Genomic DNA, 23,485 nt, shown 5'->3' on the forward strand with positions numbered 1-23,485 from the left:
AAGCCGGTCTGTGGCATTATTTGATGGCAGGTCGTGCCACAACCCGGCCACACGGCGCTTAAACGCAGTCAGGAGGACGCAGGTGAACGATGTCGTCAGTTTTCGCAATGTCGGGGTCCGCTATGAATCGGGACCGGAAGTTCTGCGTGAACTGAATTTCTCGCTCAAACGCGGCAGCTTTCATTTTTTAACCGGGGCGTCGGGGGCTGGTAAATCAACCCTGATGCGCCTGCTTTATCTGGCATTGCGGCAAACGCGCGGGGAAATCAGCATTTTCGGGCGCGATAACATTCGCATCCCGCGTGACGAATTGCCCGCGATCCGCCGTAAAATCGGCGTGGTGTTTCAGGATTTTCGCCTGATCAACCATTTATCGACCTTTGAAAATGTGGCGTTGCCCCTGCGCGTCGCCGGGGTTGAAGATCTGCAAATCCGCAAAAATGTCACGGAATTGCTTGAATGGGTTGGGCTTGGCGATCAGATTAATGCGATTCCATCGCGGCTTTCGGGCGGGCAACAGCAACGCGTGGCCATTGCGCGCGCCGTGATCAGCCGCCCGGCCTTATTGTTGGCCGATGAACCGACCGGCAATGTCGATGACCGCATTGCGATGCGCCTTTTATACCTGTTCGAAGAATTGAACAAACTGGGCACCACGGTGTTGATTGCCACCCATAACCGCCACCTGATCCGCCGGTTCGGGCACAAGCACTGGTTGCTCGAAGGTGGCACCATTCACGACCTTGACCATCGCCCCCAGGCATAACGACAAAAAGCAGGAAAAACCCAGGCATTATGGCATTCCGTTCCCGTCCCTCGCATTTGCCGCTTGAAAACGACTCGTCAAGCAGGTTCCTGCCCAGCATTGTCGCTCTGATGGTGGTTCTGCTGACATTTTCAATTGTCGGTCTTGCTCTTTTGCATAATACCGTTGGTCGCTGGGCCACCCAGATTGACGGCAGCCTGACCATTCAGGTACCGCCCACCGGCCTGTCCCAGCTTGACCCCAAAGAACGCGAAGCCGCCCTGGAAGACCGGGTGCAAACCATTATTGCCGCCGTTTCAGGCCAGCCTGGCATTGTGCGCATTGCCGAACTTAGCCCCGATAAAATGGCAGAATTGCTTGAACCGTGGCTCGGTCCCAATGAAATGATCAGCGACCTTCCCATTCCGCGTATCATTGAAATTACACCATCCTCCGGTTTTGACTTTAGCGTGCTCGAAGCCACGGTATCGAAAACCGCGCCCGAAGCCGTCCTTGATGATCACCGTATTTGGCTCGAACGGATCAGTGATGTGGCGGTATCGGTTGAAATGGCGCTGGTCACGTTAATTGGCGTTCTGTTTGCCGCCACCATTCTGTCGGTTTTCTTTGCCACACGGTCCGGGCTTTCCATTCATAAATCGATCATTGAATTGCTGCATCTGATTGGCGCACCCGATGGCTATATTGCCGGCCAGTTTGCGCGCCATACCATGCGGCTGGCATTTTTTGGCAGCCTGATTGGCATTGCCATCGCCTTGCCGGTCTCGCTTTTGATTGGCTATCTGGGTTTGCGGGCGGGCTGGCAAATTCCTGCAACACTGCATTTACCGCTGTTTTTAATTCTGGTGCTGCTTGTTCCTGTCGCAATATCGACGGCAGCCTGGCTCACTGCAAAGCGCACCGTCTTAAACGTATTGCGGCGGATGTTATGACCACGACATTGATTTAATGTTGTTTTATCCCCTACACTTTACCCGCCCTGCCACGTTCCACCGGTAGACAACCCCGCCTTGAATGTGCGTAATGTATGCATCATTGACCAAGCATCCCTGATGCGTTTTACGATATGGAATGGGAGACCCAAGATGCGGCTGCGCCCCGGCGCCTCAAAAGGCATCCCGGAATGAAGAGAACCCGAACTGTGCCCCGCTCGGTCCAGAACCGTCGCCGGTCGCGCCGTATGCGATTTCTGATTTCCACCCTGATCATGCTGGTACTCGCCTGGGGTGCCGGTTTTTTCTGGTATGTCGGGCAAATTCCCGACCATGTTCTTAATCCTTATCAGAAAACCGATGCCATTGTTGTTCTGACTGGCGGCAGCGAACGGCTGAGCGAAGGACGGCGGTTATTGAACCGTCATCTGGCGCAAAAGCTGTTTATTTCCGGGGTATATCGCGGTGTCGAGGTTGACGAATTGCTCAGTGCCGGTCATGCCGACCCCGATCTGGTAGCGTGCTGCATTGTTTTGGGCCATGTGGCCGAAAACACCCGGGGCAATGCCCTTGAAACCGCCACCTGGGTTTATAAACAAGGCTATCGCAGCCTGCGTATTGTGACAGCAAATTACCACATGCCGCGCTCGCTGCTGGAATTTCACAACCTGATGCCCGATGTCGAAATTGTCGCCCATCCGGTGTTTCCCGAAAATGTCAAAGTCGATACCTGGTGGCGCTGGCCGGGCACGGCAGCTTTGATTTCCAGTGAATATAACAAATATCTGTTCGCAGCTTTTCGCAACAAAGTGCTGAAATGGTTTCCATCCACGCGCGAAAGCCTGCCACCTGTGCCCGACGAAAACCCCGACAATAACCAGCTATCGGCAGCCAACCCCATGGGCGCACCTTTAGCAGAACAACCGGTGTCGTCGGCCCCGGACGGTATAAATGCCACCACAAGTAACGGCATACAAAGTGCCCGTCACGCGCCTGTAGCAGCGGCGTCCAACGCCAACCGGGGTTAACCGGCGGGTTTTGTCGCAGGGGCATTTTGCCCCGATACAGCATTTATTTCACATTGCCTGCAAAACCCCCTAAAAGACCGACACGCAATGAATTTGGTTTGAAGGACGTAAAGATGCGCACCATTCGTGCCCTGATTTTCAACATCCTGTTTTTTGGCGGCACCGCCGTTGAATGCCTGGTGCTGTGGCCCTTTTTGTTTTTTGGCCCCGAAATTGGTCAGAAAACCGGGCGTTTCTGGTGCATGTGGGTCCAGTGGCTGTTAAAGGTTACGGTCAAACTCGAACCCCGCATCGTGGGCGGCCAGTATCTGCCCAAGGGGCCGTGCATTCTGGTATCCAAACACCAGTCGGCGTGGGAAACACTTACGTTTCATACCCTGCTGCATGATCCCGCCTATATTCTGAAAAAAGAACTGATCAAAATTCCGGTCTTTGGCCTGTTTTTAAAATATTCGGGGCAAATCCCGGTTGATCGTTCTGCCGGAGGATCGGCCCTTAAAGACATGATCAAAGGGGTTGATGCCGGGTTGAAACGGGGCGCACGCGTGGTCATTTTCCCCGAAGGAACCCGCACCCCCCCGGGGTCGGACCGCCCCTATCACCCAGGCGTTTATGCGCTATACAGGGCCTTCCCCAATGTCACCATGATTCCGGTTGCCCTTAATTCGGGCATGTTCTGGGGCCGGGGGAAATTTATGAAATATAGTGGCAAGGTTACGCTGGAATTTTTGCCGCCAATGGAACCAGGCCTGGATCGCAAAACATTCATGCGCGAAATCAAATCGCGCATCGATAACCGCACCCGCGAGCTGGAAAAAATCGCCCAGGTCGAATTTGACCTGCCCGCACCGCCGCCAACCCCGGGCATTTGCGAACCCGATGATGCCGCCCCCTCCGCAGGTGACAGCCACCGCACGACATAAAAGGCTGGTATTGCCCCGGTAATACCAAGGCGACATTGACCGGTTTTGATCAATGCAGTTTAAAGCACGTTTCCTTTAATATAAAGGCCGGACAGATTTTCTGCCCGGCCTTTTGCATCATGATGTGCAAGGTCAAATTGGATCAGGCGGTTTTGGCCGGAGCCGGTTTTGACACATGACGACGGGTTGCCCGCCAGATGCCCACGGCAATCAGGGCGATGCCGCCCAAATGATATAAATGCAGTTCTTCACCCAGAAAAATAATCGCCAGCACACTGGCAAAGGCAGGCATCAGATAAAGGAACACACCGGCATTGGCGGCCCCGACCATGCCCACGCCGCGATTCCAGAACAGATACCCCAAAAAGGCGGGTCCGACACCGATATAGGCGATTTTGATCATATCGGGCCAGGCGGGGTCCAGACGGGTGAAATACGGGTCGCCATTGATCAGAATGCTCCACAGATAGATCGGCGTCAGGTAGAGCAACCCGACCACGATGGCGGCAAAAATCAGACTGAACGGATGAATGCCACGCGGCGCATATTTAAGCAGCATCGAATAGGCCGCCCAAATCATCGCCGAAATCAAGGCAAACAGATCGCCGGAAACAAAATTCATTTCCAGAAAAACATTAATGTCGCCCTTGGCAATGATAACAGCGGTGCCCAAACCGGCAACCAGCACGCCAACCCATTGGGTCATGCGCGGTTTATCGGCGGTTAACAGGGCCGCAAACAGCAACACCCAGATCGGCGTTGTCGCATTCAAAAGGCCGGTATTGACCGCCGTGGTGTTATACGCCGCCAAATAAATGGCAATGGTGAACATGAATGTCCCGGTGGTGCCGATCAGAAATATTGGTTTCCACCCCTGACGAATAAGCGGCCAGTCGCGTGCCACCTTGCCCATACAGACTGGCAGCAGCAGCAGCAGGGCAACAACCCAGCGCCAAAACGCCAGTGCCGCCAGCGGAACAGACGCATTAACCCCGCGCGCCACCACATGGTTGGACCCCCACATCAGCGCGCAGGCAATAAGCAATATATAGGCAATCACCGGAACGGCCTGTGTTTTACCTGTCGTTGACGGTGCCTCAGACATCAAATCCTCCCCGAACCGGCCCGTATTTGGCCAAGCAGCTTTTGTTATGTGCCAGGGCGGGACGGGTAATGCCCCTAAATCCCGGCCCCCATATTTAATTGTCCATATTCCCGGCGCACCAGATCCATCAAATCATGCAGCGGCGGGTCAACAATGCCCATCTGATCAAGATGGCTAACGGTATTTTCAAGATATTCCAGATTGGGGCCGACATTACCATAGGCGGCTGTAATAATTTCAGCCGCCTGTCGCATCGGCAAGTTACCCGCATATTGCGGGTGCGACGGATCGGCGACATAGGTATGGGCCATAACATGGCGGCCATCGGCCAGTTCCACATCAATATCAACCGGAATATAGGTATTGGTCACCAGTTCGCGTTCATCAAGATAGGCTTTGACCATCGGCCAGTTTTCCGGTTTGACGCGAAAGGCCATGCCGTGGCATTCGCCCCCGGCCGACAGGCCCAGAACCAGCCCCGGGTTTTCCGGTGTGCCCCGGTAATGATGCGAATAGATGCAAAAGGACCGATGATAATCGCGCAAAAGCGCCTGGGCGCGTTCCACGCAGGTAAAACCGGGCCGCCATAACAGCGACCCATAGCCAAACACCCATTTATCATCGCAGCTTGCATCATCCGTCATTCAAAACCTCCTGCCTGGGCCTGTTATTTATGCGCTTGCCTTCACCCGGGTCCTGACCCTAACGTTTCGACATCACCATTGCCACCCCCAGGGCGGCAACACCAAAACCGGCAAAGCCCAAAAGACCAATCTGTTCATCAAACAAAATCCAGGCAAAAAAGGCCGCCGTGGGCGGTACAAGATAAAACATGCTGGCAACACGCGTGGCTTCGCCCTGTTTGATCAGCACCATCAACAGCATGATGGCCCCGATAGACAACACCAGCACCAGCCACACCATCACCAGTACAAAATCCAGCGTCCAGTCGACATGCCGGGTTTCAAAGCAAAAGGCGGCAATTGCTACCAGTGCACTGGCAGCAATATATTGAATAACCGTGCCGCTGCGCAAATCCATGCCGGTGCAAAACCGTTTTTGATACAGCGTGCCTGCCGTCATCCCCAAAAGCGCACCAAGGGCGAGCACCACACCAACCACCGTAATACCCGAGCCATCGCCAATTTTTGGCCCCAGCACCAGCCCGACACCGACCAGCCCTAAAACCAGCCCCAGCCATTGCCGTGATGTAACCCGTTCGCCCAGCAACGCGCCGACCACCGATGCGGTTAAAACCGGCTGCATGCCAACAATCAAGGCTGAAAGCCCGGCAGGCAGGCCATGATGGATGGCGGCAAACACCCCGCCTAAATAAATGCCGTGCACCAGCATCCCGGCAACTGCAATATGCAGGGTTTCGGCCAGGGTTTTGGGCCAGCGCGCACGCAGCAGCCACACCACCGGCAGCATAATGGCAACCACCACCAAAAACCGGATCAGCAAAAAGGTGAACGGTTCGGCATAAGGCAGGCCAAACTTGGCCCCGACAAAGCCCGTGCTCCACAAAAAGACAAACACAAACGGCATGAACCGGGCAAAGGCCGGGTGGTTTGATATATTTTGGGCGGGCATGGCGGGTTTCCTTGCTGGCAGGACCGTTCTTTATGCGACGGTCTTTCACACGGCCAAACGACATTGGCACCCAAACCGGGACCGGTCAAAGCCGATCCCTTTTAATCGGGCAGATTATGCATCAGAGGTGGGGGTAGGCTCGGCTTCCGTGTCCGCGCCAGAAACACAATCAGAACCCGTGTCGGCTTTCAGCTTTTTGGCTTTGGCACTTTCGTCGGATTTCCGATTTTCACCTTCGGCCGAGAAATTGGTAAAATACTGTCCGGCATCAACAATGCCCCGGCGAATTTCACGGGTGCGCGAAAACAAATCGAACAGCTTGTCGCCCTCGCCCCAGCGAATGGCGCGTTGCAGGGCCATCAGGTCTTCCTGAAAACGGCCTAAAACCTCTAATACAGCTTCGCGATTGTTTAAAAACACATCGCGCCACATGGTCGGGTCCGAGGCGGCAATACGGGTAAAATCACGAAAACCCGACGCCGAAAACTTGATCACTTCCTGGCGCATGGCGTCTTCAAGGTCGGTTGCCGTGCCGACAATGGTGTAAGCAATCAAATGCGGCAAATGCGATGTTATGCCCAAAATGCGATCATGATGATCGGCATTCATGCATTCCACCCGCATCCCGCAGGCTTCCCACAGGGCCTGAACCCTGGCATTGGCGTCGTCGGGCACGCCGGGGATCGGTGTTAAAATGCACCAGCGCCCTTCAAACAATTCGGGAAAACCCGCATCAGGGCCGGAATGCTCGGTCCCGGCCAGCGGATGACCGGGCACAAAATGCACCCCTTCGCCCAGATGCGGGGCAATATCGCGAATAACCGCCTGTTTGACCGAACCGACATCAGAAACGATACAGCCCGGTTTCAAGTGGCCTTCAAGCTGTTGGCCGATGGTTTCGTTAATGCCCACCGGCACGCACAGCATCACCAGATCCGCATCTTTGACCGCGCTTTCGATGTCACAATAGGCATAATTGGCAATGCCCAGTTCCAAAACCCTTTCACGGGTGGCTTCGGAACGTACGGCACAGCTAATCGAACCGGCCAGGCCATCGCGGATCATGCGACGTGCCATGGAAGACCCGATCAGGCCCATGCCAATAAATGCAACTTTTTCAAACAGCGGGGTCGTCGATACGGAACTGGTCATTTTAATTCGCTATAAAATCTTTGATTGTTTGCAGACAAATCTGCATTTCTTCGCGCGTCCCAATGGAAATGCGCAGCATTTGCGGCAAGCCATATGCCCCGATTTTGCGCGGGATCACGCCACGGGCCATCATGAATTCGTTGGCAGCATCGGCGTTTTTGCCTTCGCCTGCGGGGAATTCGACCATGACAAAGTTGCCATAGGACGGATGGGCCTTAAGACCGGAAATTTTGTTAATTTCCTCGCGGAACCATTCCCGGTTTTCCAAATTCTGGCGCACACAGGCATCGAAAAATTCGTCATCATCAAGGGCGGCGGCACCGGCTTCTTGCGACGGCAAACCGACATTGAACGGGTTGCGCAGACGCTGCAAAACATCGGCAATTGCAATCGGCGCATAACACCAGCCCAAACGAATGCCGCCCAGCCCGTAAATTTTGGAAAATGTCCGGGTCATAACGGTATTGCTGCCTGCCGCAACCAGTTCGGCCCCGGCGGTATAATCTTCCTGACCGGTCATAAATTCGGCATAGGCCGCATCGATCACCAGCAAAATATCTTCGCGCAAGCCATCACGCAGGCGCGCAACTTCGCTGCTGTTAATATAGGTTCCGGTCGGGTTGTTCGGGTTGGCCAGAAAAACAATTTTTGTTTTTTCGGTTACCGCTGCCAGCATCGAGTCAACACTGGTGGTCATGTCGGTTTCAGCAGCTGTTACCGGCACGGCCCCGACACCCTTGGCCGCAATCGGATACATCAAAAAGCCGTGCTGCGAATACAGCACTTCATCGCCCGGCCCGGCATAGGCGCGGATCAAAAGCGTGATCAGTTCGTCAGACCCGGCACCACAGACAATCTGGTCAAATTCCAGATCGTATTTTTCCGCCAGTTTCGTGCGCAACAGATCACAGCCACCATCCGGATAGCGATGCAGCCTGGTCGCCGACTTTTGCAATGCCTCAATCGCCTTGGGGCTGGGGCCAAGTGCGCCTTCGTTTGACGACAACTTGATCACGCGAGTGGCACCCGCAGAGCTGGATTTGCCACCAACATAAGGGGCAATATCAAGAATACCGGGACGGGGGGTGGGCGCGGTCATAACAGGAAACTCCCTGGGGGTATGGTCGTGTGTTCGTTCACATTTCGGTCGCAGGAATCGGGACACCATAAGCCCCCAATACCCGCACATCACCACATTTCAAACCATGATCCAAAAGGGTGTGCCGAAAATTTTCGCCCTGATTACAAAGGAATCCGGGAACATCAACAAGGACAAAACAATGGTTTGTCGCATCGGGGCTAAAAACGCCAAGGATTGCCGAACCCGGGCACGCTTTGGCAAAATCTTTGCGCAAGGCAGCCGCGTCACAGGGCAAATCCAGCGTTACCATAAACAATGTGCGGTCATCGCCGCTTTCTTCAAGGTCAATCGCGGCCAGAACAAACCCTTCGGTATCTTCGCCCCGACCAACCGGACGCCCGCCAAAGGGCAGCTTTGAAACCACCTTGACCGCGCTGTCGCGGTCAATCAATGGCCACCAGGAATGGCCTTCGCCCGGCACCGGGGCTGGAAACACACCCACGGCGGCCCGGCCTTCTTCCAGCGCATGAATGGCGTCAAGCTGGCTGTCAAATTCGACAATTTCGTTCAGGCAGCCAAAATTCAGCCGTGCGAGTTCCCAGCAATCCTGCCCGTCAGCATCGCGGCACAGGGCCACGGTATAGGGCGCTTCAAGGCGGGTGCCCGCCGCGATCAGTTCGCGCCAGATCTGAATCAGCGCGGTTTTGGGAAAGGCCCCTTCATGGCGGCGCACCAGGGTGCGCATGATGCGGGCTTCCCGCGCCGGGCGGTAAGGCACATGCACCTTGCTGCCAGCCGCAATCTGCCGGTCTTTGAAGGCACCAACGGCCTGCACCACGCGGGTACGGCGAATGATCAATGCCTGCATCGTCTGATCGATGTCATCGATTTCAGCCCGCAGCTCATTAAGGTCAAGATTTGCCAAATTTTCGTCGTTTTGCGCCATGATCCACTCTTTTGCCAAACGGGGCTCAGTTTTAGGGAACTACCCGGCATTTGCAAAGAAAAGATTGACTAAAAGCACGCCTGTTCCTAGCTAGAACGAACAAAAAAGGCTGGTGCGACGTTTGACGTGCCAGATATTGCCCGGACCAAGGGAGATAACGTTCATGTCCATTTCTGCCCCGCTGTCGCGCCGCACCTTGCCTGGCCATCAGATTATGCTGGGCGAAACCGACAAATTACGCCTCGATAGCGGTGTCGATTTTGGCCCGTTCACGCTGGCCTATCAAACCTATGGCGCGCTTAATGCCGATAAATCCAACGCGGTACTGGTGTGCCATGCCTTAACCGGTGATCAGTATGTTGCCGATGATGTGCATCCGATCACCGGCAAGGAAGGCTGGTGGCGCGCCATTGTTGGCCCGGGCAAAATTATTGATACCGAAAAATACTTTGTTATTTGCAGCAACGTGATTGGCGGCTGCCTTGGCAGCACCGGCCCCAAGGAAACCAACCCGGAAACCGGCAAGCCGTGGGGGCTGGATTTTCCTGTGATCACGATTGGCGACATGGTGCGCGCGCAAGCCATGCTGATCGACCATATGGGCATTGAAACCCTGTTTGCCGTTATTGGCGGCTCCATGGGCGGGATGCAAGTGCTCGAATGGTGCAAAAGCTATCCTGACCGGGTTTTTGCCGCCGCCCCCATTGCCACATCATACCGCCATTCGGCGCAAAACATTGCCTTTCACGAAGTGGGCCGCCAGGCCGTCATGGCCGACCCCGACTGGTGCGGGGGCAATTATTTGCTGGAAGGCAAAAAACCCGCCCGTGGCCTGGCCGTGGCGCGCATGACCGCGCATATCACCTATTTGTCCGAGCCGGTCTTGCATCGCAAATTTGGCCGCAAGCTGCAAAATCGTGGCGCGATCACTTATAGCTTCGATCATGATTTTCAGGTCGAAAGCTATTTGCGCCATCAGGGCAAATCGTTTGTCGACCGGTTTGATGCCAACAGTTACCTTTATATCACCCGGGCGATGGATTATTTCGACCTGTCGGTTGATTTTGATGGCAGGCTGGCCGAAGCCTTTCGTGGCTCAAACACGCGGTTCTGCATCATTTCGTTTTCGTCGGACTGGTGTTTTACCACCGCCGAAAGCCGCCGTTTGGCCCATGCGCTTAACGCGGCATCTTGCAATGTCAGTTGTGTTGAAATCGAAAGCGACAAGGGCCACGATGCCTTTTTGCTCGATGAACCCGATTTTCACATGGTTCTAAGCGGCTTTATCGAAGGGGCCGCCGAAGCGCGCGGATTGAATTAAGACCATGACACAAACATTGAAGCAAACGGCACCGGTTAACAGCAGCGCCGCCCCGTCCGACCGCATTCGTGTTGATTTGCAGTTAATTGCCGACATGGTGGAACCCGGCACGCGTGTGCTTGATATTGGCTGTGGCGATGGCGAATTGCTGGGCTATTTGAAACGCACCAAAAAGGTGGACGGTCGCGGGCTGGAACTGTCAAACGAGGGGGTGCGCAATTGTGTGGCCCAGGGTTTGCCGGTAATGCAGGGCGATGCCGATCGCGATTTGCACGATTACCCCAACGATGCCTTTGATTATGCCATTTTAAGCCAAACCTTGCAGGCCACCAATCGCCCGCGCGATGTCATGACGCAATTGCTGCGCATTGGCCGCAAGGCGATTGTATCCTTCCCCAATTTCGGCCATTGGCGCGCCCGGTTTGATTTGATGTTTCATGGCCGCATGCCGCAAAACCCCAACCTGCCGATCATGTGGTATGAAACCCCCAATATTCATTTCTGCACCGTGCGCGACTTTGTTGCCCTGTGCAAAGAAATGGACCTGACCATTGAACGCTCCATGGTGCTAAATGAAAGCGGCTCAAAGGTCAGTCTGGGCAGCCATTCAAACCTGGCCAATTTCTTTGGCAATCAGGCTTTATTCATGCTGAGCAAAAAGGGCTAACCTCACCTTTCCCGAATGCCATCTGTCACAAAATCCCCGGTATTGCGTCAATCGAACGCAACATGGCGCAATCAGGGGATGCTCGATGGGTTTTTACGGGGTTCAAAAACAGATCCGGCGGGGCTGCATCTGCGCGATGCTGGCCTTGCTGGCAGCCTGTGCGCAAAAGGCCGATGCCCTGAAACTTTCGGCACATCAGTTTGGTGTTGAAACAAATCAGGCGATTTCAGCCCTGGATGATTTACGTACCGCCCAATTCAGTGCGCCCGTGCGCAGCGATGATGCCATGCAGGCCACGTTCATGGCCAATCTGGCACAATTTAGCGGCACTTTGACCGCCCAAAACCTGCCGATCCTGATCAACCCCGATGCCATCACGATTGATCCGGCGGAAAATGCCCGCTGGCAGCAGGAAATGGCAACATTGCGCAACCAATATCAAAGTTTCGCCGCCATTTTTACCGATATTGGCGAGGATGATATTTTTGGGGCAGGAACGATCAAGGCATCGGCCCCCCTGTTGCAAAAGCTGCGCACCCAATTAGCAAAGCTGGCGCAAACATTGGGCACATCACCGCCGGTTTTTCTGGTGCAACGTGATGCCCTGATCGCCAGCATCAATAAAATTCACAACGATAAAACCCTGCCTGATGCCACCCGCACCAGCGAAATCAAAGACTGGTGGCAACAGTGGCAAACCCTGATCGGGGATGAAAAAACCCTGTATCAAAATGCCCTGCACCATTTTGTTACAGCAGATCAATTGGGACACCAACTGCAAAACCAGATCGAAAACTACGATAAAATCAGCACCCGAACCGTTCTGGTCGGCATTGACAAAGGATTGCACATTATAGCGGAAAATCAGGGCCTTAGCGAAAGCCAGCTCACACAAAAGGCCCGTTCCATGATCGACAATATGGCCATGCAGGCCCAAAAACAGCCATAGCGCAGCGATGCGCAAGCTCACCCTTCATATCCCCATAATGCCCGGAGCCACCATGTCCGACCTAACCAACCTGATCAGTGCGGCGATCTCAACCTTTACCGCCCTTGATGCCCAATATCAGGCCGCAAACATCACCCAAAAAGTTGCCCTTGAAAGCGCACGCAACCAGGCGGCCAACGCTGTTATCAAATTACGTGATGCGCAGATTGCCCAGGACATCACGGTAAACGCCGCCGACATTACAAAAATGAATGCGCTTGCCGCCAAAGTGCAAAACGGCGCGGCCCTGCAAACAGGTTTGATGTCGTTTCTCGATATTATGAAAAATTATGTCCCGGTTTAGGGCACTTAAATAACAGCCCGCATTACCAACGCGCCAAATCGTCTTCGTCGCCTTGTTTGGCGGCCACCCATTTTTCACCGTGACCGGTTTCTTCGCGTTTCCAGAACGGCGCGCGGCTTTTTAGAAAATCCATGATGAAATCGCAGGCTTCAAACGCCGCGCGGCGATGGGCTGACAGGGTGATCACCAGCACAATGCGGTCTCCCGCCAACAGGCGGCCAAACCGGTGGATAATCCGCACCCCGTCCAGCGGCCAGCGTTGCATCGCATCATCGGCAATTTTCTCAAGCTGGCGTTCGGTCATGCCGGGATAATGTTCCAGCGTCATCGCACTGACTTTTTCAGACCCGGCAATATCGCGCACCAAACCGACAAAACTGACCGCCGCCCCAATATCGGTGCGTCCGTCGGTTAAGGCCGCAAGCTCGGCACCCGGGTCAAAGTCATGTTGTTGAACGCGGATCATTACCATGAAAAATGCCTGTATCGCTCGATGGCGGGTTTATCGCAGCCAGGCGACACCCGTTCAACGAGAGGCGAAAGGCAAGCACGTCGTCAAGCCTGCCCGCCGTTTGAGGGGCCTGTTGACCGGTTTCGATCAACAGGATTTGTCTTATTCGAGATGCTTAAGACCTGTGCGCAAATAGATATAACCGGTTTGCACCGTTACAAGACCTGCAATCCACAATAACACATCGCCAATCAGGATCGACGGGATCAGATCAGGCGACGCTTCCCCCACCAGCAAAAAGCCGATGGCCAGAATTTGTGCCGTGGTTTTCCATTTTGCCAGCACGGTAACGGGCAAAGGCACCTTAAGCTCGGCCAGATGTTCGCGCAGGCCCGATACCAGAATTTCCCGGCACATAATGATCACGGCAGGCAAAACCGCCAGCCCGGAAATGCGACCAAAGGCCACCATCATCATCAGGGCCGCGGCCACCAGCAATTTATCGGCAATCGGGTCTAGAAACCGGCCCAGACGCGAGGCAACATTCATGCTGCGCGCCAGATAGCCATCAAAAAAATCGGTGACACCGGCCAGGGCAAACAGGGTGAAGCCCAGCCAGTTCGAAACCGGCCCCTCGATGTAAAACGATGCGACAAGTGCCGGAATCACAATAATTCGCGACAATGTCAGCAGATTGGGGATCTGTTTTTTCATTCAAACGGGCCTGTATCCGGAAATTTTACGACAAGATGGCGTACGGCCAATTATTAAAGCCTATGGCCGCGCTTAACAAGCAGCCAGATGGTTATAATACGTCCTGTCACACAACCTTTTTGATCGTTCTGTTTTATGAACGCACAGTTGCCAGATTACCAGCTATCGGCGCACCGCCCGGATCGGTAAGGTCTGTTCATACAACAAGCGAACGTAAACGAAACGAAGGAGGCTGCCCTTGAAACTCCATAGGAATGCAATGTGATATCGTCCTGGCGGTGTGTGCCCATTATGCCGCCTTGGTGACCCTTCCCGACATTGCCTCTTCCCAAAACGTTTTCTCTTTCTCTTTTGTCGTGGTCAAATCCCCCCCCCCTGACCCCGCGACCACGGCAGATTTAGCGGCCCCCTCCCCAGGGGGCCGTTTTTTTGTGTGCAGTGCGCCAATCGAAAAAAGTTTCAATCTTTTTTTTGTGTTTTTTGCAAATGCAGCCACCCCTTTAAGCGAATCATACCACCGCAGTGCGCCGCAGCATTGGTAGGACCTATTGACTTGGTATCAATTTTTGGCATTATTCATCCTACCAATAACAATTAAAAAATCAGTTCTATTGCACTGAAATCATTAGGCCGGAAACATATCCCTGTCGCCAAAGCACCGGGATAAGGAACATGCGATGAAAACAGCAGACCCTGCATGGCGTTCCGGGGCATCGGTTGCCTGTGACAAAATTGGCCGCGCCATTGTTGCAGGCCGTTTCCCTGAACTTGAGCGCCTGCCCAAAGAGGCCGATCTGGCATCTGAATTTGCGATTTCGCGCAATACCCTGCGTGAAGCAATGAAGGCGCTAGCGGCAAAGTCACTGGTGGAAATCGCCCCGCGGCGCGGCACGGTGGTGCTGCCCCGGTCACGCTGGAACATTCTGGATCGCGACGTCGCCGAATGGGCGGCCGAGATTTTTATCAATGATCCCGAATTTCTCGACGAGTTGCTGGTTTTGCGCCGCCTTTTGGAACCTGCCGCCGCCGAGGCCGCCGCAATCCACGCCACAGCCGAGGAAATTGCCGATATTCAAACCGCCTATCAGGCGATGGCGCAGTCGGTAAAAACCGATGATCTCGATTTATGGGTGGATGTGGATATCGAATTCCACAAGGCGGTTTTTCGCGCCTCGCACAACCGGTTCATTCAATCGGTGGCAGATGCGGTTATTCATGCCCTGAAAACCAGTTTCCGCGTGGCCAGCAACCAGCCCACCAGTTACGCCCAGAATTTGCAGAACCATAAACTTCTGGCCGATGCCATTGAAAACAAGGATTCCGCCGGTGCCAAACGTATCGCGGTAACACTGATTGAACGCACCGCCGACGTCCAGAAAAAGGTGTTTCAATAACCGAAAACCAGAACACCCCCGCAAACAGGCAACCGCAAGAGTTGCCCTTGCAACACAAACGATCCAGTGGAGGAAACACAATGAAAAAGATAACAACCCTTGCCGTGCTTGCCGCATCTGTTTTTGCCGCCAGCCCGGCCTTTGCCGAATATCCCGAACGCCCGATCACCCTGATCGTGCCATGGTCCGCCGGGGGTGGCACCGATGCCGTGGGCCGCACCATTGCCCAGGGTTTGCAAGAACAGCTTGGCACGCCGGTTAATGTTGTCAACCGGACCGGTGCGGGCGGCGTTGTTGGCCATACCGCAATGGCCGATGCCGACCCCGATGGTTACACAATTGGTTTGGCCACCGCCGAAATCACCACCTATAAATCAATGGGCACCTCGCAAATCACCTATCAGGATCTCACGGCAATCGGGCTGGTGAACTTTGATGCCTCGGCCTTTAACGTTTCCACCGACAGCGACTGGAACGATGTTAAATCCGCCCTAGATGACATCAAAGCCAACCCGGGCAAATACAAAATGTCGGGCTTCCCGGTGGGGGCGGCTTATCATTTGGCCTTTGCCGGTTTCCTGAATGACAACGGCATTGATCCGCAATCGGTCCCGGTTGTGCCCAGCCAGGGGGCCGCACCGGGCTTTCAGGAACTGGCCGCTGGCGGGGTTGCTATCGTGCCGTCCTCCCTGCCCGAAGCCGTGCCAATGCGCCAGGCAAAACGGGTGAAAACACTGGCTGTTTTATCGGACAAACGCCTGGATGCCTTCCCCGATGTGCCAACCATTGAAGAAGCCATTGGCAAAAAAGCCGTGGGCGGAACGTGGCGCGGCATTGTAACGCCCAAGGGCGTTTCCGATGACGTGGCGCAAAAGCTGGAAGTCGCCCTTAAAACCGTGGTGGCATCGTCTGAATATACCGATTTCATGAGCAAGCGCGGCTTTGGCGTTAAATGGCTTCCGTCGGGTGAATTCGAAGAATTCATGAAAAATGCCAATGAAAGCAACGCGGCCGTCATCAAGAAACTTGGTCTTGGTCAGTAAAACAAAATCGCGTTGATCAAAACCGGTCAACGCGCCCCTTCGTCGGCGGGCGGGCTTAAAACACCCTTGCCTTTCACGGCATAAGCCGCGTGACGCCGTCGCGCCTAACCCCGCGTTTTGGGATGCTGACATGAAAATCAACGATGCCCTTTTCGGGATTATCTTTGTCCTTGTGGCAAGCGCAATCCTGATCACAGTGCAATCGTTTCCGACCCTGCCGGACCAACCCTATGGTCCGGCAACCTTTCCCACAATCATTGCCACCCTCATGATGCTGGGCGGTATTGCATTGTGCATTTCGGGGTATCGGGAACGGGCGCACCAACCCATGATCCGGCTTGCAGCCGTAATGAAAACCCGCGACGGCCTTGTGCACATGGCCTGCGTGCCGGTTTTCATGATCCTTTATATTTTGCTGAGCAAGCCCGTCGGATTTCCCATTGTGGTGCCGGTCTTACTGGCGGCTTTCCTGACCATCACCACCCGAAACTGGCTGAAATCGGTGATTATTGCCGCCATCACAACAACCCTTCTGTGGCTGTTTTTTGTCGATTTTCTGATGGTGTCCCTGCCCCTGGGCCTCCTGACAAAGGTGATTTACTGATGGATGTATTTTATTCCGCCCTTGAGCAGGTCTTTCGCCCCGATGTGTTGCTGATCATCATCGGATCATCGATTTACGGCATTGTCATTGGCGCCATTCCCGGCCTGACCGCCACAATGGGTACCGCCCTTTTGGTCCCGCTGACCTTTTTTATGGACCCGGTTCCGGCCATTGGTGCCATTGTCTCGGCCACCACCATGGCGATTTTTGCCGGCGATATTCCCGGTGCGCTATTGCGTATTCCCGGCACACCCGCATCGGCGGCCTATACCGACGAAGCCTATAAAATGCGTGAAAAAGGACTGGTGGAACTGGCCCTTGGCACCAATGTGATCTGTTCGATGATTGGTGGGCTGGTGGGCGTGCTGGTGCTGGTGATCGCCGCACCGCAAATTGCCGAATTTTCACTGATGTTTTCCAGCTATGAATATTTCTGGCTGGCAGTCCTTGGCCTTTCCTGTGCGATCATGGTGTCGCGCGGATCGGCCATCAAAAGCACATTGTCGCTGACCATCGGCCTTATCCTGTCCATGATCGGCATTGACGTGGTGATGGGCATTAAACGGTTTACCTTTGGCGATACCGAACTTGTCGGTGGTATTTCCATTATCCCCACCCTGATCGGCATGTTTGCCATTACCGAAATTTTGCGCAAAATTGGCGAATTACGTGAATTGCCTCCAGTACCACCGGTTCATATCTCGCGCATGATGTCGGGTGTCGGATCGACAATCTGGAAATATAAGGGCGGCGTTGCCCGCTCGTCCATTTTAGGCACCATGATCGGGGCCTTGCCCGGTGCGGGGGCCGATATTGCCGCCTGGGTTGCCTATGCGGTATCGAAAAAATTTTCAAAAACGCCGGAAAAATATGGCGAAGGCCATATCGAAGGCATTATTTCCGCCTCCAGTGCCAATAACGCCGCCCTTTCAGGGGCCTATGTGCCAACGCTGGTATTTGGCATTCCCGGCGATACCATTACCGCCATCCTGATTGGCGTTTTGCTGATGAAAGGCATCACCCCCGGGCCGATGGTTTTTGTCATGGATGCCGGGTTGGTCAATGCCATTTTCATGGTTTTTGTGCTGGCCAATCTTATCATGGTGCCAATTGGCGTTGGTGCGGTTATGGCATCGCGCCATGTGCTGGGCATTCCCCAGGCCATATTGTTTCCAATCATTTTGCTGTTTTGCGTCATCGGTGCCTATGCCGCCAACAATACCCTGTTTGATGTCTGGGTGATGCTGGTGGTGGGGCTGATTGCCTATGTGCTAGAGGAAAACGACTTTCCGCTGGCCCCAATGATATTGGCCCTGATCCTTGGCCCGTTGATTGAAGAAAACTTCATGAAATCCATGATCAAGGCCGACGGGCATCTGATTGAATTTTTCTCGCGCCCGGTCAGTGGCACATTGGGCGTTGCCACCCTGACCATCTGGGCATTGATGGTTTTCATGTCGTTGCGCCATGCAAAACGCAAAAAAGCCGCCAGCCTGCCGTCATGACCGGTTTAACACCGTTTCCCCACATCTGTTTTGCTTATCCGAGGTTCCCATGACCAGAACAATTGTCGTTATTGGCGGCTCTAGCGGGATTGGCCATGCCATTGCCCACGGCTTTGCCCGGCAAGGCCCGGCACGGGTTATTGCCACCGGTATTGAACCCGCCGCACCGGCAGGTTTTGCCAGTGACATGCTTGAATTTCAAACCCTTGATGTTGCCAACACCCATGAGGTGCAGGCGTTTTTCACGACCCTGAACCGGCTTGATGTTCTGGTCAATTGTGCCGGAATCATTCGCCGCAACGGGGCCGAATTTACCGCCAGTGGCTTTGAACAGGTCATTAACATTAACCTGACAGGTACACTGCGCTGTTGCGAGGCCGCCAAGTCCCTGCTGGCCCAAAGCCAGGGCTGCATCATCAATACTGCATCGATGTTGACATTTTTTGGCAGTGCCTTTTCCCCCGCCTATTCGGCATCAAAGGGCGGCATAGGCCAATTGACCAAATCGCTGGCGAGTGCCTGGGCGGTTGAGGGCATTCGCGTGAATGCCCTTGCGCCGGGCTGGATCAAAACCGATTTAACCGCCGCCCTTGAAAAGAACAGCGAACGCAGCGCGCAAATCATCGCCCGCACCCCGATGCAACGCTGGGGTACACCCGATGATCTGGTGGGACCAGCCTTGTTTTTAGCCTCCGATCAGGCGGGGTTTGTGACCGGATCAATCTTGCCGGTCGATGGCGGCTTTTCGGCCAATTGACCCTGGCGATCATGAAAGGATTTCACCATGACAAAATTTGAAAATGACGCCGACCTTTTTAAAACCCTGAAAACCAGCCTGTTTACCGCCGTGATTGGCGATGTTTTGGACCAGATGGGCCTGACCCGCCAGTTTTTGCCGCCCGAAATTGCCCCGTTGCAAGTGGGCACCAAAATTGCCGGACGGGCCATGCCGGTGCTTGAGGCTGATGTTTTTGATTTGGGCCACCCGGCATCAAACGGGCCACTGGCAAACAAACCCTTCGGCCTGATGCTAGAAGCGCTTGATGATTTGCGTGAGAACGAAATCTATATCGCGACCGGGGCATCGCTGCGTTATGCGCTGTGGGGCGAGTTGATGTCGACGCGCGCCCTGCACCTGAAGGCCGCCGGGGCGATCCTTGATGGCTATGTCCGCGATGCTGCGGGCATTCGGGACCTTGGTTTCCCGGCTTTTTGCCGGGGCATTTACGCCCAGGATCAGGGCCCGCGTGGCAAGGTGATTGACTATCGCTGCACCGTTGAAATTGGCGGCGTCAAAATTGCCCCGGGAACACTTCTGTTTGGCGACGAAGAAGGCGTGCTTGCCATCCCCGCCAAGGCCGAACACGAAGCCATTACCCGCGCGCTTGAAAAGGTCAAAAGCGAAAATGTCGTCGCCGACGCCATCCGCTCGGGCATGAGTGCGACCGAAGCCTTTGCTACCTATGGCGTGATGTAAAGCCGCCTTTAATACCCCCACACGGATCATCAAGATCAAGGAGAGAGCAAAATGACCAAGGACAGCCAGGATCAGGCGAAAATGCCCTATCAACTGGCGATGCCCGCCGAAGCCGGGCGCGATATTGTGGTGGAACATGCCATCCCCAAGGATGACCGCATTTGGGTGCCACAGGCCGAAAATGTGTGGTTTCGCCCGCTTTGCCTGAATGCCAGCCAAGGGTACTGGGTGAATTTGCTCAAAGTACGAAAATCGGGCGTGCTTAGCCGCCACCGCCACCCCAACCCGGTGCATGGCATGGTCCTTAAGGGGCGCTGGCATTATCTGGAGCATGACTGGGTCGCCAATGAAGGCGGCTATGTTTACGAACCGCCCGGCGAAACCCACACCCTTGTTGTTCCCGATGATGTCGAGGAAATGATCACGATGTTTCAGGTTAACGGCGTGATGTATTATGTCGACCCATGGGGAAAACACATGGGCTATGAAGATGTTTTTACCAAAATCGACATGTGCCGCGCCCATTACACCAAAATCGGCCTTGGTGCCGATTATGTCGACCAGTTCATTCGCTAGGCGATTTGAAAATGTATCAGGCAGGCCGTTATTGACCCTGCCTGATGCAAATTTATAGATGCCAGGGCAAAGCTGCCCTTAATCGTCGCTATGGAAATGACCATAGATTTTACGCGCAATGGCGGCACTAATGCCATCAACGGCTTCAAGGTCGGCCAACCCGGCATCGGCGACACCGCGGGCAGAGCCGAAATGATGCAGCAAGGCCTTTTTGCGTGCCCCGCCAATGCCCGGCACATCATCGAGCACGCTTTTGCCTATTTGCTTGGACCGTTTGGCGCGGTGCGTGCCAATCGCCCAGCGATGCGCCTCATCGCGCAAGCGCTGAATGAAATACAGGATCGGGTCTTTCTGGTCCAACCGCACCGGGGGCTTGCCGGTAATGTGCAAGACTTCCTTGCCTGCGTTACGATCAACCCCCTTGGCAACCCCCACCAGCATCACATCTTCAATGCCCAGATCTTCCAGCACCTGTCGCGCCACACCTAGCTGGCCCAAGCCACCGTCAATCAGGCACAGGTCGGGCCAGGTGCCATTTTCACGGTCCGGGTCTTCTTTTTGCGCGCGGGCAAAACGGCGGGTAAGGACTTCGCGCATCATGGCAAAGTCATCGCCCGGTGCGATGTCGCCCTTGATGTTAAATTTACGATAAGCGTTTTTCATAAAGCCTTCCGGCCCGGCAACGATCATGCCGCCGACCATGTTGGTACCTTGAATATGGCTGTTATCGTAAACTTCAATGCGTTCGGGCGGGCTATCGAGGTCGAGTTTATCGGCCAGGCCATCCAGCAATTTGCGTTGCGATGCGCTTTCAGCCAGGCGGCGACCCAGCGCCTCGCGGGCATTGGTCATGGCGTGCTCGACCAGATTACGCTTGCCACCGCGCTTGGGCACATGCAGCTCAACCTTGTAGCCATTATTAATGCACAGGGCTTCTTCGACCAGTTTCTGACCTTCGATGTCGTGGCTTAACAACACCTGGCGCGGGGCGGGTTTGTTGGCATAAAACTGGCCAACAAAGGCCGAGAGAATTTCGGGAATTTCGGCAGACTGTTCATGACGCGGAAAATAGGACCGGTTGCCGTAGTTCGAGCCACTGCGAAAGAAAAACACCTGAACACAGCTTTGCCCGCCTTCGTGATGCAGGGCAATCACGTCAGCTTCTTCCAACCCTTCAAGGTTGATATCCTGATGCGACTGAATTTGCGACAGCGCCCGGATGCGGTCGCGATACATCGCCGCCTTTTCAAATTCCATGTTTTCCGATGCCGCAAGCATGCTGGCCTCAAGCTGCTTGAGGATTACTTTGCTGCGCCCGGACAGAAAATCGCGGCAAATATCGACCAACCCGTCATATTCGGGTTTTGAAATGCGATCCACACAGGGGCCGGAACACCGCTTGATTTGATACAGCAAACACGGACGCGACCGGTTGGAAAAGACGGCATCGGTGCAGGAACGCAGCAAAAAGGCGCGCTGCAAATGGTTAATCGTGTTGTTCACCGCCCAGGCCGAGGCAAAAGGACCAAAACAACTGCCATCTTTGGCGCGCGCGCCGCGATGTTTCACAATGCGCGGATACCCATGATCTTCCGTGATCAGGATATAGGGGAAACTTTTATCGTCACGCAGCAGAATGTTGTAACGCGGCTTCAATTTCTTGATCAGGTTGGATTCAAGCAGCAGGGCTTCGGCTTCGGTGTGGGTGGTGATAATTTCCATCCGCACCGTTTGGGCCACCATGCGGGCAATGCGCAAAGACAAGCGGGCAATATGGGTGTAGCTGGTCACCCGTTTTTTCAGGTTCTTGGCCTTGCCCACATACAGGATGCGTTCCTTCTCGTCGATCATGCGATAAACACCCGGAACGCCCGGCATCGTTTTTAACGCATGGCTGATCGCCGCCACCCCGCGACCGGCTTTGCCGTCGTGAAGGTCTTCCAGCGACAATTCAATGTCGCGCGGTGCAGAGGCGGGCGGTACGGGGGAAGTCATCAAAGGGTCCTGAATTGTGCAATTAACGGGTTTTCAGTCGCAATTGGCAGCATATCTATACAATGGGCTAGCCGAATCAACTGGACCAGGGATCGATTGGCAAGGGAATCGTACCCCTTGAAAAGTTTCCACCAAGACTGTGGATAAGTATGTGGGTAATACGGGGGCTGAACTCTGCAGCCGTTGGGAGTCTTAACGTTCTATGAATTGCCCATATTTTAGGCAAAAACATTAAGTAATTGATTTTATTAACTAAAAATACTGTCAACCTGAAAACATTCCGTAATCTTACCGTAAAATATCTTTTTACCCCTTTGTTTTTGTCGCCAAGAGTGCTTGTGTATAAACAAGCTAAACGATTCGCCCCTTGGGAATCACAGATTCGCCCCCTTCCTTGCCCATGAATCAAAATTAATCCACGCCAAATCGCACACATTAACGCGCAAGGTTAAAGCGTTCAATTTCCACCCCGACCGCACCGACATCGTCAAAAACGTCGAGCTTTTCTACCCGCACGCACACCTTGCGTACCCGACGATCGGTCAGGCACATGGCGGCGATGTTTTCCGACAGGGTTTCCACAAGGTTCACATGCCCGGTTGCACAAATTGCGCGCACGCCGTTGACCAGTTCTTCATAGCACAGCACATTTTGCAGATCGTCATTCTTGGGGCCTTCGCCTTCGACCACGGATAAATCCAGATTAATCCGTACGCGCTGGGGGGCGTCCTTTTCAAAATCATATACCCCGATCGAGGTATTGATCACCATGTCGCGCACAAAAACGCGCCGCAAGCTGCCTGCCTGATCGGCATAGGGCAAGGTGGTGATGTTATCGTCCTGTTTCAGACCTGCGGTCATGTTTATATCCTTCGTCGTGCTGCGCGGGTGGGGACAACTGGCGTAAAAACCGCCAGCAA

At 54.3% G+C, this 23,485-nt stretch carries 25 protein-coding genes; 15 read left to right on the plus strand and 10 right to left on the minus strand.

Annotated features, from left to right (window positions below; all coding sequences use genetic code 11):
• Window positions 1-82 precede the first annotated feature (82 nt).
• From ftsE to AAC086_RS16440, 4 genes are all read left to right on the plus strand, one after another.
• Window positions 83-766, plus strand: a complete 684-nt coding sequence (gene ftsE, locus AAC086_RS16425) for a cell division ATP-binding protein FtsE (protein ID WP_339780275.1) — start codon at window positions 83-85, stop codon at window positions 764-766.
• A 29-nt stretch (window positions 767-795) separates the two neighbouring features.
• The gene (locus AAC086_RS16430; RefSeq protein WP_339780277.1) at window positions 796-1,698 is read left to right on the plus strand and encodes an FtsX-like permease family protein; all 903 of its coding nucleotides are present in this window, start codon (window positions 796-798) and stop codon (window positions 1,696-1,698) included.
• A 191-nt stretch (window positions 1,699-1,889) separates the two neighbouring features.
• Window positions 1,890-2,726, plus strand: coding sequence for a YdcF family protein (locus AAC086_RS16435; RefSeq protein ID WP_339780279.1), 837 nt, complete (start codon window positions 1,890-1,892; stop codon window positions 2,724-2,726).
• Between the two features lie 113 nt (window positions 2,727-2,839).
• Window positions 2,840-3,649, plus strand: a complete 810-nt coding sequence (locus AAC086_RS16440; RefSeq protein ID WP_339780280.1) for a lysophospholipid acyltransferase family protein — start codon at window positions 2,840-2,842, stop codon at window positions 3,647-3,649.
• A gap of 142 nt (window positions 3,650-3,791) precedes the next feature.
• Here AAC086_RS16440 and AAC086_RS16445 read toward each other — a convergent pair whose 3' ends face one another.
• The 6 genes from AAC086_RS16445 to AAC086_RS16470 form a co-directional block, all read right to left on the minus strand.
• Window positions 3,792-4,754 (minus strand): DMT family transporter, encoded by a 963-nt coding sequence (locus tag AAC086_RS16445; protein WP_339780282.1) that lies wholly within the window; start codon window positions 4,752-4,754, stop codon window positions 3,792-3,794.
• A gap of 74 nt (window positions 4,755-4,828) precedes the next feature.
• Entirely contained in the window at window positions 4,829-5,398 is a 570-nt protein-coding gene (locus tag AAC086_RS16450; protein ID WP_339780284.1) for a gamma-glutamylcyclotransferase, read from the minus strand.
• A 58-nt stretch (window positions 5,399-5,456) separates the two neighbouring features.
• Window positions 5,457-6,347: a DMT family transporter gene (locus AAC086_RS16455; protein ID WP_339780286.1), complete on the minus strand. Its 891-nt coding sequence runs from the start codon at window positions 6,345-6,347 to the stop codon at window positions 5,457-5,459.
• A 114-nt stretch (window positions 6,348-6,461) separates the two neighbouring features.
• Window positions 6,462-7,499 (minus strand): prephenate/arogenate dehydrogenase family protein, encoded by a 1,038-nt coding sequence (locus AAC086_RS16460; RefSeq protein WP_339780289.1) that lies wholly within the window; start codon window positions 7,497-7,499, stop codon window positions 6,462-6,464.
• A gap of 1 nt (window position 7,500) precedes the next feature.
• Entirely contained in the window at window positions 7,501-8,598 is a 1,098-nt protein-coding gene (gene hisC / locus AAC086_RS16465; RefSeq protein WP_339780291.1) for a histidinol-phosphate transaminase, read from the minus strand.
• A gap of 37 nt (window positions 8,599-8,635) precedes the next feature.
• Window positions 8,636-9,526 carry a chorismate mutase gene (locus AAC086_RS16470; protein ID WP_339780292.1) on the minus strand — a complete coding sequence of 297 codons (891 nt, stop codon included), beginning with the start codon at window positions 9,524-9,526 and terminating at the stop codon, window positions 8,636-8,638.
• Between the two features lie 163 nt (window positions 9,527-9,689).
• Between AAC086_RS16470 and AAC086_RS16475 the strand changes: the two genes are divergently transcribed.
• From AAC086_RS16475 to AAC086_RS16490, 4 genes are all read left to right on the plus strand, one after another.
• Entirely contained in the window at window positions 9,690-10,847 is a 1,158-nt protein-coding gene (locus tag AAC086_RS16475; RefSeq protein ID WP_339780293.1) for a homoserine O-acetyltransferase, read from the plus strand.
• A gap of 4 nt (window positions 10,848-10,851) precedes the next feature.
• Window positions 10,852-11,514 carry a methionine biosynthesis protein MetW gene (metW, locus tag AAC086_RS16480; RefSeq protein WP_339780295.1) on the plus strand — a complete coding sequence of 221 codons (663 nt, stop codon included), beginning with the start codon at window positions 10,852-10,854 and terminating at the stop codon, window positions 11,512-11,514.
• A gap of 85 nt (window positions 11,515-11,599) precedes the next feature.
• Window positions 11,600-12,463: a hypothetical protein gene (locus tag AAC086_RS16485; protein WP_339780297.1), complete on the plus strand. Its 864-nt coding sequence runs from the start codon at window positions 11,600-11,602 to the stop codon at window positions 12,461-12,463.
• Window positions 12,464-12,515: 52 nt separating this feature from the next.
• A complete protein-coding gene (locus AAC086_RS16490; protein ID WP_339780298.1) occupies window positions 12,516-12,806 on the plus strand; it encodes a hypothetical protein in 291 nt (96 codons plus the stop codon).
• A gap of 22 nt (window positions 12,807-12,828) precedes the next feature.
• On the opposite strand, the gene AAC086_RS16495 is transcribed toward AAC086_RS16490, so the two are convergent.
• Both AAC086_RS16495 and pgsA read right to left on the minus strand, forming a co-directional pair.
• Complete coding sequence (locus tag AAC086_RS16495) at window positions 12,829-13,278, minus strand: molybdenum cofactor biosynthesis protein MoaE (RefSeq protein WP_339780300.1); 450 nt, start codon at window positions 13,276-13,278, stop codon at window positions 12,829-12,831.
• A 141-nt stretch (window positions 13,279-13,419) separates the two neighbouring features.
• A complete protein-coding gene (gene pgsA / locus AAC086_RS16500) occupies window positions 13,420-13,971 on the minus strand; it encodes a CDP-diacylglycerol--glycerol-3-phosphate 3-phosphatidyltransferase (protein WP_339780301.1) in 552 nt (183 codons plus the stop codon).
• A gap of 677 nt (window positions 13,972-14,648) precedes the next feature.
• Between pgsA and AAC086_RS16505 the strand changes: the two genes are divergently transcribed.
• The 7 genes from AAC086_RS16505 (at window position 14,649) to AAC086_RS16535 (ending at window position 20,570) form a co-directional block, all read left to right on the plus strand.
• Window positions 14,649-15,365, plus strand: coding sequence for an FCD domain-containing protein (locus AAC086_RS16505; protein WP_339780303.1), 717 nt, complete (start codon window positions 14,649-14,651; stop codon window positions 15,363-15,365).
• An 80-nt stretch (window positions 15,366-15,445) separates the two neighbouring features.
• The gene (locus AAC086_RS16510) at window positions 15,446-16,408 is read left to right on the plus strand and encodes a tripartite tricarboxylate transporter substrate binding protein (protein WP_339780304.1); all 963 of its coding nucleotides are present in this window, start codon (window positions 15,446-15,448) and stop codon (window positions 16,406-16,408) included.
• Window positions 16,409-16,538: 130 nt separating this feature from the next.
• The gene (locus AAC086_RS16515) at window positions 16,539-17,012 is read left to right on the plus strand and encodes a tripartite tricarboxylate transporter TctB family protein (RefSeq protein WP_339780306.1); all 474 of its coding nucleotides are present in this window, start codon (window positions 16,539-16,541) and stop codon (window positions 17,010-17,012) included.
• The gene (locus AAC086_RS16520) at window positions 17,012-18,517 is read left to right on the plus strand and encodes a tripartite tricarboxylate transporter permease (protein ID WP_339780308.1); all 1,506 of its coding nucleotides are present in this window, start codon (window positions 17,012-17,014) and stop codon (window positions 18,515-18,517) included. Before AAC086_RS16515 ends, AAC086_RS16520 begins: the two co-directional genes overlap by 1 nt.
• Window positions 18,518-18,566: 49 nt before the next feature.
• A complete protein-coding gene (locus tag AAC086_RS16525; protein ID WP_339780309.1) occupies window positions 18,567-19,274 on the plus strand; it encodes an SDR family oxidoreductase in 708 nt (235 codons plus the stop codon).
• A 27-nt stretch (window positions 19,275-19,301) separates the two neighbouring features.
• Window positions 19,302-19,994 carry an RraA family protein gene (locus AAC086_RS16530; protein ID WP_339780310.1) on the plus strand — a complete coding sequence of 231 codons (693 nt, stop codon included), beginning with the start codon at window positions 19,302-19,304 and terminating at the stop codon, window positions 19,992-19,994.
• A 51-nt stretch (window positions 19,995-20,045) separates the two neighbouring features.
• Window positions 20,046-20,570 (plus strand): 2,4'-dihydroxyacetophenone dioxygenase family protein, encoded by a 525-nt coding sequence (locus tag AAC086_RS16535; RefSeq protein ID WP_085587004.1) that lies wholly within the window; start codon window positions 20,046-20,048, stop codon window positions 20,568-20,570.
• A 78-nt stretch (window positions 20,571-20,648) separates the two neighbouring features.
• On the opposite strand, the gene uvrC is transcribed toward AAC086_RS16535, so the two are convergent.
• Window positions 20,649-22,514 carry an excinuclease ABC subunit UvrC gene (gene uvrC / locus AAC086_RS16540; RefSeq protein WP_339780417.1) on the minus strand — a complete coding sequence of 622 codons (1,866 nt, stop codon included), beginning with the start codon at window positions 22,512-22,514 and terminating at the stop codon, window positions 20,649-20,651.
• A 486-nt stretch (window positions 22,515-23,000) separates the two neighbouring features.
• Window positions 23,001-23,426, minus strand: a complete 426-nt coding sequence (gene folB / locus AAC086_RS16545) for a dihydroneopterin aldolase (RefSeq protein WP_339780314.1) — start codon at window positions 23,424-23,426, stop codon at window positions 23,001-23,003.
• Between the last annotated feature and the right edge of the window lie 59 nt (window positions 23,427-23,485).

This window comes from uncultured Thalassospira sp., from assembly GCF_963976115.1.
Lineage (GTDB): Bacteria > Pseudomonadota > Alphaproteobacteria > Rhodospirillales > Thalassospiraceae > Thalassospira.

What these genes read in the sequence shown, in the direction of transcription:
- AAC086_RS16430 (WP_339780277.1), top strand. Translation starts at nt 796, where the DNA reads ATGGCATTCCGTTCCCGTCCCTCGCATTTGCCGCTTGAAAACGACTCG.
- AAC086_RS16435 (WP_339780279.1), top strand. Translation starts at nt 1,890, where the DNA reads ATGAAGAGAACCCGAACTGTGCCCCGCTCGGTCCAGAACCGTCGCCGG.
- AAC086_RS16440 (WP_339780280.1), top strand. Translation starts at nt 2,840, where the DNA reads ATGCGCACCATTCGTGCCCTGATTTTCAACATCCTGTTTTTTGGCGGC.
- AAC086_RS16445 (WP_339780282.1), bottom strand. Translation starts at nt 4,754, where the DNA reads ATGTCTGAGGCACCGTCAACGACAGGTAAAACACAGGCCGTTCCGGTG.
- AAC086_RS16450 (WP_339780284.1), bottom strand. Translation starts at nt 5,398, where the DNA reads ATGACGGATGATGCAAGCTGCGATGATAAATGGGTGTTTGGCTATGGG.
- AAC086_RS16455 (WP_339780286.1), bottom strand. Translation starts at nt 6,347, where the DNA reads ATGCCCGCCCAAAATATATCAAACCACCCGGCCTTTGCCCGGTTCATG.
- AAC086_RS16460 (WP_339780289.1), bottom strand. Translation starts at nt 7,499, where the DNA reads ATGACCAGTTCCGTATCGACGACCCCGCTGTTTGAAAAAGTTGCATTT.
- hisC (WP_339780291.1), bottom strand. Translation starts at nt 8,598, where the DNA reads ATGACCGCGCCCACCCCCCGTCCCGGTATTCTTGATATTGCCCCTTAT.
- AAC086_RS16470 (WP_339780292.1), bottom strand. Translation starts at nt 9,526, where the DNA reads ATGGCGCAAAACGACGAAAATTTGGCAAATCTTGACCTTAATGAGCTG.
- AAC086_RS16475 (WP_339780293.1), top strand. Translation starts at nt 9,690, where the DNA reads ATGTCCATTTCTGCCCCGCTGTCGCGCCGCACCTTGCCTGGCCATCAG.
- metW (WP_339780295.1), top strand. Translation starts at nt 10,852, where the DNA reads ATGACACAAACATTGAAGCAAACGGCACCGGTTAACAGCAGCGCCGCC.
- AAC086_RS16485 (WP_339780297.1), top strand. Translation starts at nt 11,600, where the DNA reads ATGGGTTTTTACGGGGTTCAAAAACAGATCCGGCGGGGCTGCATCTGC.
- AAC086_RS16490 (WP_339780298.1), top strand. Translation starts at nt 12,516, where the DNA reads ATGTCCGACCTAACCAACCTGATCAGTGCGGCGATCTCAACCTTTACC.
- AAC086_RS16495 (WP_339780300.1), bottom strand. Translation starts at nt 13,278, where the DNA reads ATGGTAATGATCCGCGTTCAACAACATGACTTTGACCCGGGTGCCGAG.
- pgsA (WP_339780301.1), bottom strand. Translation starts at nt 13,971, where the DNA reads ATGAAAAAACAGATCCCCAATCTGCTGACATTGTCGCGAATTATTGTG.
- AAC086_RS16505 (WP_339780303.1), top strand. Translation starts at nt 14,649, where the DNA reads ATGAAAACAGCAGACCCTGCATGGCGTTCCGGGGCATCGGTTGCCTGT.
- AAC086_RS16510 (WP_339780304.1), top strand. Translation starts at nt 15,446, where the DNA reads ATGAAAAAGATAACAACCCTTGCCGTGCTTGCCGCATCTGTTTTTGCC.
- AAC086_RS16515 (WP_339780306.1), top strand. Translation starts at nt 16,539, where the DNA reads ATGAAAATCAACGATGCCCTTTTCGGGATTATCTTTGTCCTTGTGGCA.
- AAC086_RS16520 (WP_339780308.1), top strand. Translation starts at nt 17,012, where the DNA reads ATGGATGTATTTTATTCCGCCCTTGAGCAGGTCTTTCGCCCCGATGTG.
- AAC086_RS16525 (WP_339780309.1), top strand. Translation starts at nt 18,567, where the DNA reads ATGACCAGAACAATTGTCGTTATTGGCGGCTCTAGCGGGATTGGCCAT.
- AAC086_RS16530 (WP_339780310.1), top strand. Translation starts at nt 19,302, where the DNA reads ATGACAAAATTTGAAAATGACGCCGACCTTTTTAAAACCCTGAAAACC.
- AAC086_RS16535 (WP_085587004.1), top strand. Translation starts at nt 20,046, where the DNA reads ATGACCAAGGACAGCCAGGATCAGGCGAAAATGCCCTATCAACTGGCG.
- folB (WP_339780314.1), bottom strand. Translation starts at nt 23,426, where the DNA reads ATGACCGCAGGTCTGAAACAGGACGATAACATCACCACCTTGCCCTAT.